General features: G+C 70.6%; 13 protein-coding genes. 3 read left to right on the top strand and 10 right to left on the bottom strand.

The annotated features are described in order from the left end of the window. Positions 1-26: 26 nt before the first annotated feature. From nuoH to ACH4EB_RS14105, 8 genes are all read right to left on the bottom strand, one after another. The gene (gene nuoH, locus ACH4EB_RS14140; RefSeq protein WP_398348111.1) at positions 27-1,403 is read right to left on the bottom strand and encodes an NADH-quinone oxidoreductase subunit NuoH; all 1,377 of its coding nucleotides are present in this window, start codon (positions 1,401-1,403) and stop codon (positions 27-29) included. Beyond that, positions 1,403-4,027: an NADH-quinone oxidoreductase subunit G gene (locus ACH4EB_RS14135; protein WP_398347723.1), complete on the bottom strand. Its 2,625-nt coding sequence runs from the start codon at positions 4,025-4,027 to the stop codon at positions 1,403-1,405. Before ACH4EB_RS14135 ends, nuoH begins: the two co-directional genes overlap by 1 nt. Then, positions 4,024-5,379 carry an NADH-quinone oxidoreductase subunit NuoF gene (nuoF, locus tag ACH4EB_RS14130; RefSeq protein ID WP_398347722.1) on the bottom strand — a complete coding sequence of 452 codons (1,356 nt, stop codon included), beginning with the start codon at positions 5,377-5,379 and terminating at the stop codon, positions 4,024-4,026. The genes ACH4EB_RS14135 and nuoF overlap by 4 nt, the downstream gene beginning before the upstream one ends. Beyond that, complete coding sequence (nuoE, locus tag ACH4EB_RS14125) at positions 5,379-6,233, bottom strand: NADH-quinone oxidoreductase subunit NuoE (RefSeq protein ID WP_398348110.1); 855 nt, start codon at positions 6,231-6,233, stop codon at positions 5,379-5,381. Before nuoE ends, nuoF begins: the two co-directional genes overlap by 1 nt. A gap of 17 nt (positions 6,234-6,250) precedes the next feature. Then, the gene (locus ACH4EB_RS14120) at positions 6,251-7,573 is read right to left on the bottom strand and encodes an NADH-quinone oxidoreductase subunit D (RefSeq protein ID WP_398347721.1); all 1,323 of its coding nucleotides are present in this window, start codon (positions 7,571-7,573) and stop codon (positions 6,251-6,253) included. Then, positions 7,573-8,271: an NADH-quinone oxidoreductase subunit C gene (locus tag ACH4EB_RS14115; RefSeq protein WP_398348108.1), complete on the bottom strand. Its 699-nt coding sequence runs from the start codon at positions 8,269-8,271 to the stop codon at positions 7,573-7,575. The genes ACH4EB_RS14120 and ACH4EB_RS14115 overlap by 1 nt, the downstream gene beginning before the upstream one ends. Before the next feature lie 119 nt (positions 8,272-8,390). Further along, positions 8,391-8,945: a NuoB/complex I 20 kDa subunit family protein gene (locus ACH4EB_RS14110; RefSeq protein ID WP_398347720.1), complete on the bottom strand. Its 555-nt coding sequence runs from the start codon at positions 8,943-8,945 to the stop codon at positions 8,391-8,393. 9 nt (positions 8,946-8,954) lie between these two features. Then, a complete protein-coding gene (locus ACH4EB_RS14105) occupies positions 8,955-9,314 on the bottom strand; it encodes an NADH-quinone oxidoreductase subunit A (RefSeq protein ID WP_030022241.1) in 360 nt (119 codons plus the stop codon). Positions 9,315-10,073: 759 nt separating this feature from the next. On the opposite strand from ACH4EB_RS14105, the gene ACH4EB_RS14100 reads away from it, so the two are divergent. Both ACH4EB_RS14100 and ACH4EB_RS14095 read left to right on the top strand, forming a co-directional pair. Further along, positions 10,074-10,904, top strand: a complete 831-nt coding sequence (locus tag ACH4EB_RS14100) for a C40 family peptidase (protein WP_398347719.1) — start codon at positions 10,074-10,076, stop codon at positions 10,902-10,904. Between the two features lie 280 nt (positions 10,905-11,184). After that, on the top strand, positions 11,185-12,396 hold the full coding sequence (locus ACH4EB_RS14095) for a histone H1-like repetitive region-containing protein (RefSeq protein ID WP_398347718.1): 1,212 nt from the start codon (positions 11,185-11,187) through the stop codon (positions 12,394-12,396). Positions 12,397-12,636: 240 nt separating this feature from the next. Here the strand turns inward: ACH4EB_RS14095 and ACH4EB_RS14090 are convergent, their stop codons facing one another. Next, positions 12,637-13,845, bottom strand: coding sequence for a DUF418 domain-containing protein (locus tag ACH4EB_RS14090; protein WP_398347717.1), 1,209 nt, complete (start codon positions 13,843-13,845; stop codon positions 12,637-12,639). A gap of 193 nt (positions 13,846-14,038) precedes the next feature. After that, positions 14,039-15,358 (bottom strand): geranylgeranyl reductase family protein, encoded by a 1,320-nt coding sequence (locus tag ACH4EB_RS14085; protein WP_398347716.1) that lies wholly within the window; start codon positions 15,356-15,358, stop codon positions 14,039-14,041. A 101-nt stretch (positions 15,359-15,459) separates the two neighbouring features. On the opposite strand from ACH4EB_RS14085, the gene ACH4EB_RS14080 reads away from it, so the two are divergent. Continuing rightward, entirely contained in the window at positions 15,460-16,056 is a 597-nt protein-coding gene (locus ACH4EB_RS14080; protein WP_398347715.1) for a GNAT family N-acetyltransferase, read from the top strand. Positions 16,057-16,058 lie beyond the last annotated feature (2 nt).

Raw genomic sequence — 16,058 nt, 5'->3', positions numbered from 1 at the left:
CGAAGCCGGCCACGGGGTTCTGGAAGTCAGGCACCGTCGCCCCCCTTTCCGTCCTTGTCGGTTCCGTCACTGACAGTGTCCACCCCGCCACTGACAATCAGCTCCCGGTCCCGTCGGGGCCGTCGCCGTGGCACGGGTGGCAGGGTCTGCCCGGGCAGCGGGGGTACGGGGAAGCCGCCCGCCATGGGGTCGAAGGCCGGCTCCTCGGCCGGCTCCTCCTTCTCGCCCCGCCGGAAGAAGTCCGCGACGAGCGAGATCAGCAGCACGGCGATGGCCGCGCCGCCCACGAACATCACGATCCGCTGGAAGTCGTACCCCTCGTTCTTCAGCGCCCGTACGGTCGCGACCAGCATCAGCCAGACCATCGAGACCGGGATGAGGACCTTCCACCCCAGCTTCATGAACTGGTCGTAGCGCACGCGGGGCAGCGTGCCGCGCAGCCAGATGAAGAAGAACAGCAGCAACTGCACCTTGATGACGAACCAGAGCAGCGGCCACCAGCCGTGGTTGGCGCCTTCCCAGAAGGTGCTGATCGGGTACGGGGCCTTCCAGCCGCCCAGGAAGAGGGTCACCGCGACCGCCGAGACGGTCACCATGTTGATGTACTCGGCGAGCATGAACATCGCGAACTTGATCGACGAATACTCGGTGTTGAAGCCGCCGACCAGATCGCCCTCGGACTCCGGCATGTCGAACGGCGCGCGGTTGGTCTCGCCCACCATGGCGACGATGTAGATGATGAAGGAGACCGGCAGCAGCAGTACGTACCACCTGTCCTGCTGGGCCTCCACGATCGTCGAGGTCGACATCGACCCGGAGTAGAGGAAGACCGACGCGAAGGCCATGCCCATCGCGATCTCGTACGAGATCATCTGCGCGCACGACCGCAGGCCGCCGAGCAGCGGGTACGTCGAGCCGGAGGACCAGCCCGCCAGCACGATGCCGTAGATGCCGACGGAGGCCGTGGCCAGGATGTACAGCACGCCGATCGGCAGGTCGGTGAGCTGCATCGTGGTCCGCTGGCCGAAGATCGAGACCTCGTTGCCGGCCGGGCCGAAGGGGATCACCGCGACGGCCATGAAGGCCGGTACGGCCGCCACGACCGGCGCGAGCACGTACACCGCCTTGTCGGCCCGCTTGACGACCACGTCCTCCTTGAGCATCAGCTTGATGCCGTCCGCGAGGGACTGGAGCATGCCCCAGGGGCCGTGCCGGTTGGGGCCGATGCGCAGTTGCATCCACGCGACGACCTTGCGTTCCCAGACGATCGAGAAGAGCACGGTCAGCATGAGGAACGCGAAGCAGAAGACCGCCTTGACGACGACCAGCCACCACGGGTCACGGCCGAACATCGACAGGTCTTCCTGCGCCAGCACACTGCCGGACAGCGCCAGATGGTGCATCACGCGTCCACCTCCTCGACCGGTCCGGACTCCGGGCCGCACGTGCCGGACACGTCCGGCTCACCGGCGCCGGCCACCGGCGCGACCTTCACCGGTTCCCCGGGCCGGGCCCCCGTGTCGGCGGCCACCCCGCCACCCACCGAGTTCAGCGGCAGCCACACCACCCGGTCGGGCATCGGGGTGACCGCCAGCGGCAGCCGTACGGACCCGGCGGGCCCGGTGACCGCCAGCAGGCCGCCGTCCTCGACCCCGGTCTCCTCGGCGGTGGCCGCCGACATCCGGGCGACGGCCGCGTGCCGCGTGCCGGCCAGCGCCTCGTCGCCTTCCTGCATCCGCCCCTGGTCGAGCAGCAGTTTGTGGCCGGCCAGTACGGCCTCGCCGGCTTCCGGACGCGGCAGCGCGCGCCCGGCCTCCAGGGGGTCGGACGCGTACGTGCCGCCCCACGGCCCCAGTGCGGCCAGCTCGCGCCGCACCGCCCGTACGTCGGGGAGCGCCAGGCGGACGTCCATAGCGTCGGCGAGCATGTGCAGCACCCGGGCGTCCGGCAGCAGGTGCCGCCGGGTCACCTGGTCCGGTTTGAGCGCGGCCTCGAACGGCCGGGCCCTGCCCTCCCAGTTGAGGAAGGTGCCGGACTTCTCGACGACCGCCGCGACCGGCAGGACGACGTCCGCCCGCTCCGTCACGGCCGACGGGCGCTGCTCCAGGCTCACCAGGAAGCCCACCGCGTCCAGCGCCTCCAGGGCCCGCGCCGGGTCCGGCAGGTCCGCCGGGTCGACGCCCGCCACCAGCAGGGCGCTCAGTTCCCCGGCGGCCGCCGCGGCCACGATCTGGCCGGTGTCCCGGCCGTGCCGCTGCGGCAGGCCGGCGACGCCCCAGGCGGCGGCGACCTCCTCGCGGGCGCGCGGGTCGGTCGCCGGGCGCCCGCCCGGCAGCAGCCCCGGCAGCGCGCCGGCCTCGACGGCCCCGCGCTCACCGGCCCGCCGGGGGATCCACACCAGTCGGGCGCCGGTCGCGGTGGCGGCCCGCATGGCCGCCGTCAGCGCGCCCGGCACCGCGGCCAGCCGCTCACCGACGATGATCACCGAGCCCGCGCAGCGCAGCGCCTCGGCCGCGCTGCGGCCCGCGCCCTCCAGGCCGGCACTCCCCTGGGCTCCGCCCGGGCCGACCCCGCCGGCCAGCGCGTCCAGCCACTCCGTCTCCGTGCCGGGCGCGGCGGGCAGCAGCGTGCCGCCCGCCTTGACCAGGCCACGGGTCGCGTACGGCGCGAGCCCGAAGGTGCGCTGCCCGCGCTTGCGGTGGGCCTTGCGCAGCCGCAGGAAGACGCCGGGCGCCTCTTCCTCCGCCTCGATGCCGGCGAGGAGGACGGCCGGTGCCTTCTCCAGCTCGGTGTACGTCACCGCCCGGCCGCCGGCCGCGTGGGCGGCTCCCCCGTCGTCGTCCAGGTCGCGCCCCCGCCCGGCGACCCGCGCCGCCAGGAAGTCGGCCTCTTCGGCGCTGTGCGCCCTGGCCCGGAAATCGATGTCGTTGGTGTCCAGCGCGACCCGCGCGAACTTGGCGTAGGCGTACGCGTCCTCGACGGTCAGCCGGCCGCCGGTCAGCACGCCGGTCCGGCCCCTGGCGGCGCCCAGCCCGCGCGCCGCCGCCTCCAGGGCCTCGGGCCAGCTCGCCGTCACCAGTTCGCCGGTCGCGGCGTCCCGCACCATCGGGTGCTCCAGCCGGTCGCGTTGCTGCGCGTACCGGAAGGCGAAGCGCCCCTTGTCGCAGATCCACTCCTCGTTGACCTCGGGGTCCTCGGCGGCCAGCCGCCGCATGACCTTGCCGCGCCGGTGGTCCGTACGGGTCGCGCAGCCGCCCGCACAGTGTTCGCAGACGCCCGGTGAGGACACCAGGTCGAAGGGGCGGGACCGGAAGCGGTACGCGGCCGAGGTCAGCGCGCCGACCGGGCAGATCTGGATGGTGTTTCCGGAGAAGTACGACTGGAACGGGTCGCCCTCGCCCGTGCCGACCTGCTGGAGCGCGCCGCGCTCGATCAGTTCGATCATCGGGTCGCCCGCGACCTGGTTGGAGAAGCGGGTGCAGCGCGCGCACAGCACGCAGCGCTCACGGTCCAGCAGTACCTGCTGGGAGATCGGTACCGGCTTGGCGAAGGTGCGCTTCCTGCCCTCGAAGCGGGTGTCGGCCTGCCCGGCGGACATGGCCTGGTTCTGCAGCGGGCACTCGCCGCCCTTGTCGCAGACCGGGCAGTCCAGCGGGTGGTTGATCAACAGCAGTTCCATCACGCCGCGCTGCGCCTTCTCGGCGGCCGGCGAGGTGAGCTGCGACTTGACCACCATGCCGTCGGTGCAGGTGATGGTGCAGGAGGCCATCGGCTTGCGCTGGCCCTCCACCTCCACGATGCACTGGCGGCAGGCGCCGGCGGGGTCCAGCAGCGGGTGGTCGCAAAAGCGCGGGATCTCGATGCCGAGGAGTTCGGCGGCCCGGATGACCAGCGTCCCCTTGGGGACGGAGATCTCGATGCCGTCGATCGTCAGCGTGACGAGGTCTTCGGGCGGTACGGCCGCCCCGCCACCCCCGGAGGGCCCCGCGGCGGAGCCGCTGTCGGACCCCGTGGTCGTGACGGTCATGCGTTCACCCCCAGGTGAGCGTCGGTGTCGGCCCAGGCGGTCGACCTGGCGGGGTCGAAGGGGCAGCCCTTGCCGGTGATGTGCTGCTCGTACTCCGCGCGGAAGTACTTCAGCGAGGAGAAGATCGGTGCGGCGGCGCCGTCGCCGAGCGCGCAGAAGGACTTGCCGTTGATGTTGTCGGCGATGTCGTCGAGCTTGTCGAGGTCGCTCATGCGGCCCCGGCCGGCCTCGATGTCGTGCAGCAACTGCACGAGCCAGTAGGTGCCTTCGCGGCAGGGTGTGCACTTGCCGCAGGACTCGTGCGCGTAGAACTCGGTCCATCGGGTGACGGCCCGTACGACGCAGGTGGTCTCGTCGAAGCACTGGAGCGCCTTGGTGCCGAGCATCGAGCCCGCGGCGCCGACGCCTTCGTAGTCCAGCGGCACGTCGAGGTGCTCGTCGGTGAACATCGGCGTGGAGGAGCCGCCGGGCGTCCAGAACTTGAGCCGGTGGCCCGGCCGCACGCCGCCGCTCATGTCGAGGAGCTGGCGCAGCGTGATGCCCAGCGGGGCCTCGTACTGGCCCGGGTTGGCGACGTGGCCGCTGAGCGAGTACAGCGTGAAGCCCGGGGACTTCTCGCTGCCCATCGTCCGGAACCAGTCCTTGCCCTTGTTCATGATGGCGGGAACCGACGCGATGGACTCGACGTTGTTCACGACAGTGGGGCAGGCGTACAGGCCCGCCACCGCCGGGAAGGGAGGACGCAGCCGGGGCTGTCCGCGACGGCCCTCCAGGGAGTCCAGCAGCGCGGTCTCCTCGCCGCAGATGTACGCGCCCGCGCCCGCGTGCACGACGACGTCCAGGTCCAGGCCCGAGCCGAGGATGTCGCGGCCGAGATAGCCCGCGTCGTACGCCTCCCGTACGGCCTCGTGCAACCGCCGGAGCACGGGCACGACTTCACCGCGCAGGTAGATGAAGGCGTGGTGCGACCGGATCGCGTGACACGCGATGACGATGCCCTCGATCAGGGAGTGCGGATTGGCGAAGAGCAGCGGGATGTCCTTGCAGGTGCCCGGCTCGGACTCGTCGGCGTTGACGACGAGGTAGTGCGGCTTGCCGTCGCCCTGCGGAATGAACTGCCACTTCATCCCGGTGGGGAAGCCGGCGCCGCCGCGGCCGCGCAGTCCGGCGTCCTTGACGTACGCGATCACGTCGTCCGGCGGCATCGCGAGGGCCTTGCGCATGCCCTGGTAGCCGTCGTGTCGCAGGTAGGTCTCCAGTGTCCAGGAGTCCGGCTGGTCCCAGAAGGCGGACAGCACGGGCGCGAGCAGCTTCTCCGGGTTGGCTTTGCTGACCTCGGCTGCCACGGTCATCACTCCCCCTCCTCGGCGGTCGGACCTGCTGGGTGGTGGGGGTCGCTGGCGGCGGTGTCGCGGGGCGCGTCGTGCGAGCTGGGGTGGGTGGCCGGCGCCTCGCCCGCGGCCCGTCCGGCGTGCTCGCCCTCGCCCTCGGCCGGGCCCGCGCCCCGCTGCGGTACGACGTGGCCGGCGGAGCCCGCGCCCGGTACGGCCTCGCCCTTGGCCAGCCGCAGCCCCACCAGCGACGCGGGACCCGCGCCGCCGGTGGCCTCGACCGCGCCCGGCCGGCCGTCCGGGAACCCGGCGAGGATGCGGGCCGTTTCCTTGTACGTGCACAGCGGCGCGCCCCGGGTCGGCGCGACGGACCGGCCCTCCCGCAGGTCGTCCACCAGCCGCTTGGCGCTGTCCGGCGTCTGGTTGTCGAAGAACTCCCAGTTGACCATCACGACGGGCGCGAAGTCGCAGGCCGCGTTGCACTCGATGTGCTCCAGCGTCACCTTGCCGTCCTCGGTCGTCCCGCCGTTGCCGACGCCCAGGTGCTGCTGCAGCGTCTCGAAGATCGCGTCGCCGCCCATCACCGCGCACAGGGTGTTGGTGCACACCCCCACCTGGTAGTCGCCGCCGGGCCCGCGCCGGTACATCGAGTAGAAGGTGGCGACCGCCGTGACCTCCGCCGTCGTCAGGCCCAGCAGCTCGGCGCAGAAGCGGACACCGGTGCGGGTGACGTGGCCTTCCTCCGCCTGGACGAGGTGCAGCAGCGGCAGCAGCGCGGAGCGCGAGCCGGGGTAGCGGGCGATCACCTCCTTGGCGTCCGCTGCGAGCCGGGCCCGCACCTCGGCCGGGTAGTCGGGGGCGGGGAGCTGCGGCATCCCCAAACTGACGTCTGTCACCGGTCGACGCCTCCCATCACGGGGTCGATGGACGCGACGGCGACGATGACGTCGGCGACCTGGCCGCCCTCGCACATCGCCGCCATGGCCTGGAGGTTGGTGAAGGACGGGTCGCGGAAGTGCACCCGGTAGGGGCGGGTGCCGCCGTCGCTGACGGCGTGCACGCCCAGCTCGCCCTTGGCGGACTCCACGGCCGCGTACGCCTGGCCGGGCGGCACCCGGAAGCCTTCCGTCACCAGCTTGAAGTGGTGGATCAGGGCCTCCATCGAGGTCCCCATGATCTTCTTGATGTGGTCGAGCGAGTTGCCGAGCCCGTCCGGGCCCATGGCGAGCTGGGCGGGCCAGGCGATCTTCTTGTCGCCGACCATCACCGGGCCGGGCGCGAGCCGGTCCAGGCACTGTTCGACGATGCGCAGCGACTGGCGCATCTCCTCCAGGCGGATCAGGAACCGCCCGTAGGAGTCGCAGGTGTCGGTGGTCGGCACGTCGAAGTCGTAGTGCTCGTACCCGCAGTACGGCTGGGCCTTGCGCAGGTCGTGCGGGAGTCCGGCGGAGCGCAGCACCGGCCCGGTGGCGCCGGTGGCCAGGCACCCGGTGAGGTCGAGGTAGCCGATGCCCTGCATACGGCCCTTGAAGACCGGGTTGCCGGTGGCGAGCTTGTCGTACTCGGTCAGGTTCTTGCGCATCTTCTTCACGAACTCGCGCACCTGGTCGACCGCTCCCGGCGGCAGGTCCTGGGCGAGTCCGCCGGGCCGGATGTAGGCGTGGTTCATCCGCAGGCCGGTGATCAGCTCGTAGATGTCCAGGATCAGTTCCCGGTCCCGGAACCCGTAGATCATGATCGTGGTGGCGCCCAGCTCCATGCCGCCGGTGGCGATGGCCACCAGGTGGGAGGAGAGCCGGTTGAGTTCCATCAGCATCACGCGGATGACGGAGGCGCGTTCCGGTACGTCGTCGGTGATGCCGAGCAGTTGCTCCACGGCCAGGCAGTACGCCGTCTCGTTGAAGAACGGCGTCAGGTAGTCCATCCGGGTCACGAAGGTGGTGCCCTGCGTCCAGGTGCGGAATTCGAGGTTCTTCTCGATCCCCGTGTGCAGATAGCCGATACCGCAGCGGGCCTCGGTGACGGTCTCGCCGTCGATCTCCAGGATCAGTCGCAGCACGCCGTGCGTGGAGGGGTGCTGCGGGCCCATGTTGACGACGATCCGCTCGTCGTCGGTGCGGGCCGCGGCGGCCGCGATCTCGTCCCAGTCGCCGCCGGTGACCGTGTAGACGGTGCCCTCGGTGGTCTCCCGAGGGGTCGCATGGCTGGTGGACATCAGGTGTACGACCTCCGCTGGTCGGGAGCCGGGATCTGGGCGCCCTTGTACTCGACGGGAATGCCGCCGAGCGGGTAGTCCTTGCGCTGCGGGAAGCCCTGCCAGTCGTCCGGCATGATGATCCGGGTGAGCGCCGGGTGGCCGTCGAAGACCAGGCCGAAGAAGTCGTACGTCTCGCGCTCGTGCCAGTCGTTGGTCGGGTAGACGCCCACGAGGGACGGCACGTGCGGGTCGGCGTCCGGCGCGGACACCTCCAGCCGGATCAGCCGGTTGTGGGTGATCGAGCGCAGGTGGTAGACGGCGTGCAGCTCACGGCCCCGGTCGCCGGGGAAGTGCACGCCGCTGACGCCGGTGCACAGCTCGAAGCGGAGCGCCGGGTCGTCGCGGAGGGTTTGCGCGACGGCCGGCAGGTACTCCCGCTCGATGTGGAAGGTCAGCTCGCCGCGGTCGACGACCGTCTTCTCGATGACGTTCTCGGGGACCAGCCCCTGTTCGTCGAGCGCGCCTTCCAGCTCGTCGGCCACCTCGTCGAACCAGCCGCCGTACGGGCGGGCGCTGGCCCCCGGCATCCGTACGCTCCGTACGAGCCCGCCGTACCCGGAGGTGTCGCCGCCCCCGCTCGCGCCGAACATGCCGCGGCGGGTGCCGATGACCTCGCCGTGGTCGCCGCGCTGACCGGGGAGGTTCTGCGCGTTCAGGTCCTTGTCGGGGTTGACCCCGTTGGGTCCCTTGGCCGCTCCGGTCCCCTGGGTACCGTTGACACCGCCAGTGCCGTTGGCGTCACCGTTCCCGTTGGTCCCCTTGGTCGTGCCGTCGCTCACCGCAGCAGCCCCTTCATCTCGATCGTCGGGAGCGCCTTGAGGGCCGCTTCCTCCGCCTCGCGGGCCGCCTGCTGCTGGTTGACCCCGAGCTTGCCGCCCTGGATCTTCTGGTGCAGCTTGAGGATGGCGTCCAACAGCATTTCCGGGCGCGGCGGGCAGCCGGGCAGGTAGATGTCCACCGGGACGATGTGGTCGACGCCCTGGACGATCGCGTAGTTGTTGAACATGCCGCCCGACGAGGCGCACACGCCCATCGAGATGACCCATTTCGGGTTCGGCATCTGGTCGTAGACCTGCCGCAGCACGGGCGCCATCTTCTGGCTCACCCGGCCGGCCACGATCATCAGGTCCGCCTGGCGCGGCGACCCGCGGAAGACCTCCATGCCGAAGCGGGCGAGGTCGTAGCGTCCGGCGCCGGTCGTCATCATCTCGATGGCGCAGCAGGCGAGGCCGAAGGTGGCGGGGAAGACCGATGACTTGCGCACCCAGCCCGCGGCCTGTTCGACGGTGGAAAGCAGAAAGCCGCTCGGCAGCTTCTCTTCAAGTCCCATTGGTGGCCCCTAGTCCCATTCCAGGCCGCCACGACGCCACACGTAGGCGTAGGCGACGAAGACGGTGAGCGCGAAGAGGAGCATCTCCACGAGCCCGAAAAGCCCGAGCGCGTCGAAAGTGACGGCCCAGGGGTAGAGGAAGACGATCTCGATATCGAAAATGATGAAGAGCATCGCCGTGAGGTAGTACTTGATCGGAAATCGACCGCCGCCGGCCGGCTGCGGCGTGGGCTCGATTCCGCATTCGTACGCCTCTAGCTTCGCCCGGTTGTAGCGCTTGGGTCCGACGAGCGTGGCCATCACGACAGAGAAGATCGCAAAGCCTGCCCCGAGGGCTCCCAGTACGAGGATGGGCGCGTAAGCGTTCACCGTCCTCGCTCCCTTCAGTCGACGATGACTGGATGGCGGTCCGCCCGGCCCCGTGCGCCGTCCCACGAAGATCGCGCCTATGTGAGGCAGTTCACAAGCCCGAGCCGCCTGCATCTTATGCCCGCCGGTCTGTGATCTGCGACACGGGGTGCGTCAACGTCTTTGTGATCTCCACCACCTGACGCCCAATCATTTGGTCCGATGAGCGTCGATCTTCGTACGGGAAGCGCGCGAATGATCACTGGAGGTGACATCTCGCGGCGTAACCCCTGGTCAGCGTGGGGTAGCCACTATCAAGAGGTGGAGGACTCAGGCAAATTGGCGCCAGGGCGCACCAACTGCTAGGGGCCGGCGGGCATCAGGGGCGGGCCGGGTGGCGCCCGCCCGCCGTGACCGTCCCGAGACCGTCGTGACCGTCCCGTGATCGTCGGTACGTGCTCGCGTTCACGAGCACATCCGCCACGGGGACATCACGGGAACATAACGGGCACTCACGAGTGACCTATCCCACGCGGCTTGCCGCCTTGAATGCTTGACCTTCGGGAAGCCTTGGCGTGGCGGATCAGTAGGTGATAAGTGCCCTCGGGGCGCGCATCGGCCCGTAAATGCCATGCGTAGAAACATGATCACGAAATCCGGACAGTCCGCCGCCGGGCGCTCGACCGGCGAAAAGTCCCTTTTATTCATCGCGTACGCGTCAAGTGTGGCGCACACCACCTTTGTTGGCAGCAACCTGTGGCTCCTGATAGCCGTGGTGCCATGTCCCCGAACGCAGTCATACCCAGCCACCGGAAGCCCCGCCGTTCCGCGTCCTCGCGGGCACTGCGCGCAGGGGTCACCGGCGGCATCATCACCCTGGCGGTGACCGGCGCGAGCATGCCGGCCGGCGCGGCGGAGAAGCCCGTCTCCGAGACCCAGGAAATGCCGACCATCACCTCGGCACTGGCCACCAGCCTGGCCAAGAGCGCGGACACCGCCCAGCAGATGGCGCTGGACTACGAGCGCCAGGCCGCGCAGGACAGTGCCATCGCCGAGGCCACCGAGGCCGCCGCCAAGGCGAAGGCCGAGGCCGACAAGAAGGCCGCGGCCGAGAAGGCCGAGAAGAAGGCCGAAGAGGCCCGTCAGGCCAAGGAGAAGGAGGAGGCCGCCCAGAAGCGCGCCTCCCGCTCCTCCGAGCGCACCTCGCTGCGCTCCCTGTCCGCCTCGTCCGACGACTCCCCCGTCACCGGCGCGACCGGCAGCACCGCCTCCCTGATCGGCTTCCTGCGCGCGCAGCTCGGCAAGTCCTACGTGCTCGGCGCCTCCGGCCCGTCCGCGTACGACTGCTCCAGCCTGGTGCAGGCCGCCTACCGCACCATCGGCATCGACCTGCCGCGCACCTCGCAGCCGCAGTCCACCGCCGGCACCCAGGTGGGCCTGGACAACCTCCAGGTCGGCGACATCCTGTACTGGGGCAGCGCGGGCAGCGCCTACCACGTCGGCGTCTACGTCGGTAACGGCAACTTCATCGGTGCCCAGAACTCCAGCACCGGCATCGTGGAGAAGCCGCTGAGCTACAGCCAGCCGACCGGCGCGGTCCGCGTCCTGTAGGGCGCCCCCACGCACGGCCGAGGGCCGCCGTTCCCACCGCTCGGGAACGGCGGCCCTCGTGCGTTGCGCGAGCAAAGCACCATTCGGCCGTATGTGATGACCGATCATCGGATCGGTCCGCAGCGCCCATTCGATGAAGAGACGCCCGTTCGGCACAACTACCGTAACGGCTCTGTCCCAGTTGTACCTCTCGCCGTACTCATCCCTTCCGCCCCGTAATGCCCGCACGCTCATTTCTCTGGCCTCGGACGGCGGCTGACGAGAGGAAGCACTTAATTACATGAAAAACCATCACGCCCATACTTTTCGGGCTGTCGCCTGGACGGTGACGGCGACCGCACTTGCCTCCACCCTCAGCCTGGGCCCGGGCCATGCCGCCGAACCCGGCTGCCCACCGGCCGAACCCCAGCAGAAGCCCGCCAATACCTGTCCCACGCCGTCCGCCAAGAAGCAGGCGGCGAAAAAGCAGGCCGCCGACAAGCAGGCCGCCAGGAAACAAGCCGCGAAGAAGCAGGCGGCCAGGAAGCAGGCCGCCGAGAAGCAGGCGGCCAGGAAGCAAGCGGCCGAGAAGCAGGCGGCCAGGAAGCAAGCGGCCGAGAAGCAGGCCGCCAGGAAACAAGCTGCCAAGAAGCAGGCCGCCAGGAAGCAGGCGGCGAAGAAGCAGAGCGACAGGAGGCCGCCGGGCTGCCCCCCGTGCCAGACCGCGCCCAGGAAGCAGGCCGCGATGAAGCCCCCCGCGAAGAAGCCGCCGGCCCAGAAGCCCTCGTCGCAGCGGCCGCCGACGGCGCAGCGGCCGCCGGCCAAGCGCCCACCCGCCAAGAAGCTCCCGGCCAGGCAGCTCAGGAAGGACCACGGCTGGCACTGGGAAGGGCTCTATATCGACGCCGCCGACCTGCGCAAGGTCAATGTCTTCCTCGCCCGCGCCAAGAAGGCCGAACGCACCATCAGCCCCCAGGTCCGCAGCATCGCCCGCAGGACCAAGGCCACCGTGGTCGGATTCGACAACCGTCTGCGGTCCCCGGAATCGGTCAAGCGATCGGTCGCCCGCGAAATGCAGAACAACCCCACCGAGACCGCCGACGAGGCGCTGAACAACATCTACGATTCCGTCCGCTACATCCTGACGTGGCCGGACGCGACGTACGTCAAGGGCGTTCAGGACACCACCAAGCTGCTGGCCGGGTGGAAGAACGAGAATCTCCGCTGGGCCAACACCTGGGCACGTCCACGGGGCTACAAGGGCATCAACACCGCCTGGCGGGCGAATAATTCGGGCCACCCGTACGAGCTCCAGTTCCACACCCCGAAGAGCCAGGCCGCCCAGCGGCGGAGCCGGCCTCTGTACGAAGAGGCCCACAGTCCCCGGACGACCTCCCAGCGCCGGGCACAGCTCCAGGGCCAGATGAACCGGGTGTTCGCCACGGTCCCCTGCCCCGCGGGGGCCCAACTGCTCAAAGGGCCACGCCGCCGCGCCGTGGAACGCCCGGTATGACCGAGCGGCGGGCCTTCCCGGTGCACGCGGCCCGCGGAATTTCCGCTGCGCCCCATTCCCGCCCCGGGGAGTTCCGCGGAAGAATCGCGTAACCGGATCGGCCGGGTCGTTCACGGGTGGTCACCGCGCGGGATCGCCCGGCTCGTGAAGGGCGGTGGCCGGGCCGCTGCCGCCGCTCACCGGATCGCGGAAACCCGCGATCCGGTGAGCGCTGTCATGGCCCGCACGCGCCTTCCCGCCTCAGGACCGGACCAGCCGCTTCTGAACGGCTTCCAGCGGGCCGTGCTCGAAGTGCCGCAGCCACAGCCGCGCCCCGGTGAACAGCGCCGTGCCCACCACCGCCCACAGGCCCATCACCCACCACGGGCCCTGGCCCGCCCACCGTGCGGCCAGGCCGAGCCCGATGCCGTAACAGGCCAGCACACACAGGGCGTTCTGGAGGACGTAACAGGACAGTGCCGTGCGGCCGATCGCGGTGAGCCCGGCGGTCAGCGGTCCCGGCCGGCGTACCCGGTCGACGATCAGGCCGATGAGGCCCAGGTAGCCGACGGCGACGACGGGTGCGGCACCGTACCGGGCCACCATGGCGAAGTCCGGGCCGGCGGCCACGGCGGCGACGTTGAGCGGGATGCCGACGCCCAGGCCCCAGCCGCACAGACGCCGTCGGAGGCACCGCCCGTGCGCGTCCGGGCGGAAGGCGCCCGTCCGGTACAGCCGTACGCCGAGGTGGAAGAGGAAGACGAGCAGGGCGAAGGAGATGACCGGCTCCATGCGCAGCGCGATCGCGTTCTGCAGCCGGAACGCGATCTGCTCCGGGTAGCTTCCGGCGGCGTACAGCTCGACAACCCGCGCGCTGATCCCGCCGGCGGCCCCGGCTCCCTCCCCGGCCCCGCCCCCGGCAGCCACCATCGTCAACAGTCCCAGCACCGCCCCGTGCACCCCGGCCGCCACCCACATCAGCACCCGCTGCGTGCGCTCGGCACGGGTCAACTGCCAGGCCACCAGCAGGGCGACGACCGCGTACCCCATCAGCACGTCCCACGCGAAGACGAGGACGAAGTGCACGGTGCCCTCGGTGAAGAGGAACAGCGCGCGCCACTTGTACCGGCCGGGCCACGTGCGGCCGCGCCGCGCTGCGGACCGGAACTGAATGGCCAGGCCGACACCGAAGAGAATCGTCAGCATCGCCAGGAACTTGCCGTCCGCGACGAACCGGAAGACGCCCTCCGCGGCCCCGGCCCACCAGGGGCCGGCCGACGGCGCGGTGCCGCTCCCGGCCAGGACTGCCCACTCCGCGCCCGGCGCCGCGAAGATCCAGACGTTGGTCATCAGCGTCCCCAGGATCGCCACCCCGCGCAGCACGTCCAGCAACGGCAGCCGCGCCGCACGGCCCGCCCCCGCGTCCTTCCTGCCGGCCGCCCCCGCCGCGACCTCAACCGTTCCCGTCACGCCGCCGCCCTTCGCCGGTGCCGTCTTTCTCCCATCCTCCGGGCGGAAAGATCCCGTTTCTTCGTCCACGGCGACGAGAACGGACTACATCGTTCGATGCAGCACCCGTGTGCCGTGGACACGGCAGCGGCCGGCCCCCGGATTCTGCTCCGGGAGGCCGGCCGCCGTGACGTCAGCGCCGGTGACGCGCCCGCTACGCCTTCGGGGCCACCTTGCTCAGCCCGTTGATGACGCGGTCCATCGCGTCGCCGCCCGTGGGGTCGGTGAGGTTGGCGAGCATTTTGAGGGTGAAGCGCATCAGCATCGGGTGGGTGAGGCCGCGCTGGGTGGCGATCTTCATGACCTTCGGGTTGCCGATGAGCTTCACGAAGGCGCGGCCGAGGGAGTAGTAGCCGCCGTAGGTGTCCTTGAGGATCTTCGGGTAGCGCTGGAGGGCCAGCTCGCGCTGGGCGTACGTGGCGCGGGCGTGGGCCTGGACGATGACCTCGGCGGCGATGGAGCCGGACTCCATGGCGTAGGCGATGCCCTCGCCGTTGAACGGGTTGACCAGACCGCCCGCGTCACCGACGAGCAGCAGACCCTTGGTGTAGTGCGGCTGCCGGTTGAAGGCCATGGGGAGGGCGGCGCCGCGGATCGGGCCGGTCATGTTCTCCGGGGTGTAGCCCCAGTCCGCGGGCATGGAGGCGCACCACGCCTTGAGGATCTCGCGCCAGTCCAGCTCCTTGAAGGAGGAGGACGTGTTGAGGACGCCGAGGCCGACGTTGCTCGTACCGTCGCCCATGCCGAAGATCCAGCCGTAGCCCGGCAGCAGCCGGTCCTCGGCGCCGCGGCGGTCCCACAGCTCCAGCCAGGACTCCAGGTAGTCGTCGTCGTGCCGGGGCGAGGTGAAGTACGTACGGACCGCGACGCCCATCGGCCGGTCCTCGCGGCGGTGCAGGCCCATCGCCAGGGACAGGCGGGTGGAGTTGCCGTCCGCGGCGACCACGACGGGGGCGTGGAAGGTGACCGGCGTCTTCTCCTCGCCCAGCTTGGCCTGGACGCCTTCGATGCGGCCGGTCAGGTCGTTGATGACCGGGGCGCCGACGTTGCAGCGCTCGTACAGGCGCGCGCCGGCCTTCTGTGCCTGGTGCGCGAGCTGCTCGTCGAAGTCGTCGCGCTTGCGGACCAGGCCGTAGTCCGGGTACGAGGCCAGTTCCGGCCAGTCGAGCTGGAGGCGGTTGCCGCCGCCGATGATGCGCAGGCCCTTGTTGCGCAGCCAGCCCGCCTCTTCGGAGATGTCGATCCCCATGGAGATGAGCTGCTTGGTGGCGCGGGGCGTGAGGCCGTCGCCGCAGACCTTCTCGCGCGGGAAGGCGGTCTTCTCCAGGAGGAGAACGTCCAGGCCGGACTTGGCCAGGTGGTACGCGGCCGTCGAGCCGGCGGGGCCCGCCCCCACGACGATGACGTCCGCGCGGTGCTCGGAGCGGGGGGTGTTCACGGACGCGCTCACGGACTCAGTCGCGGACTCGGTCACGGCGGGATCTCCCGGAAGTCGATATCTGGGTGCCGACCGGCACTGGGCCCCGTCAGTCTATGGGGGCGTAGGTGATCAGGAACTGAAGGGTTGGCCGGTCCATGCATGAACCACTGGAGCCACCGCGGATGCCGTCCGGGCCGCCGTCGCGGACGGCGTCGCACCGGTTGCCGGACGGGTCGTCCCGGCCGCTGTCCGTACCGGGTTTCACGCTCCGCGTGCCCGTCGAGGAGGACGCCTGGCACTGGCACCGGGTGTTCGACCACCCGGAGGTGATGGCGTTCCACGGCGGCGCCACCGCCGAACTCTCCGTCTACCAGGAGCTGACCGCCCGCCAGCGCAGACACCATGCGGAGCACGGCTTCTGCCTGTACTCGATGGTGGCGGGAGAGCGGCCGGCCGGGCCGGTCATGGGCTTCACGGGCGCGCAGCCGTGGCCGCACGACTGGGGCCCGGTGGGCGAGATCGAGATCGGCTGGCGGCTCGGCCGGGCGTACTGGGGCCAGGGGTACGCGACGCGGGCGGCGCGGGCGGCCCTGGAGGCCGTACGGGTGGCGGGCGTACGGAGTGTGGTCGCCATGGTCGCGGCCGGCAACGCGCGGTCCGTCGCGGTGACACGGCGGCTGGGCATGCGGCCCGCGGAGACGTTCCGGACGCCGGGCGGGCGGGAGGGGCACTGCTTCCGGCTGGACCTGTGAGG

The organism is Streptomyces sp. NPDC018045, assembly GCF_044327445.1.
In the GTDB taxonomy this organism is placed as follows: domain Bacteria; phylum Actinomycetota; class Actinomycetes; order Streptomycetales; family Streptomycetaceae; genus Streptomyces.
This window is presented reverse-complemented; position numbering and strand designations above follow the sequence as displayed.